We start from the raw sequence: 256 nt of genomic DNA, 5'->3' as shown, positions 1-256 counted from the left end.
CTATTTTCAAATAGATGTGTTTTTCTGCTTGCTGGGTTAACTATATTCTTTGGAAAGGTGGAGGTCGGACAAGAGGTAAAATGCTTTACCGCTTTTATGCTTTTAAAATTGTATGCTTTTATAACAAATGAGCCTTATATCTTTCCTTTTTTATTTCTTACCAGAGCTCCCTTTTTACGTCCTGTATTACAACTTTAGGGTAAAGAAAGTGATTGATGGATAAGAGGGATGATCTCTGGTAGATCTTGACATTGAG

General features: G+C 34.8%; 1 protein-coding gene. It reads left to right on the top strand.

The window, feature by feature from the left end:
* Positions 1 to 198 (top strand): hypothetical protein (locus SB689_RS23605; RefSeq protein WP_410694474.1); only part of this gene is annotated, 198 nt, incomplete at its 5' end.
* Between the last annotated feature and the right edge of the window lie 58 nt (positions 199 to 256).

This window comes from Chryseobacterium sp. SIMBA_038, from assembly GCF_046535115.1.
Lineage (GTDB): Bacteria > Bacteroidota > Bacteroidia > Flavobacteriales > Weeksellaceae > Chryseobacterium.
The sequence above is the reverse complement of the archived record's forward strand: the minus strand, read 5'-3'. Positions and strand labels throughout refer to the sequence as shown.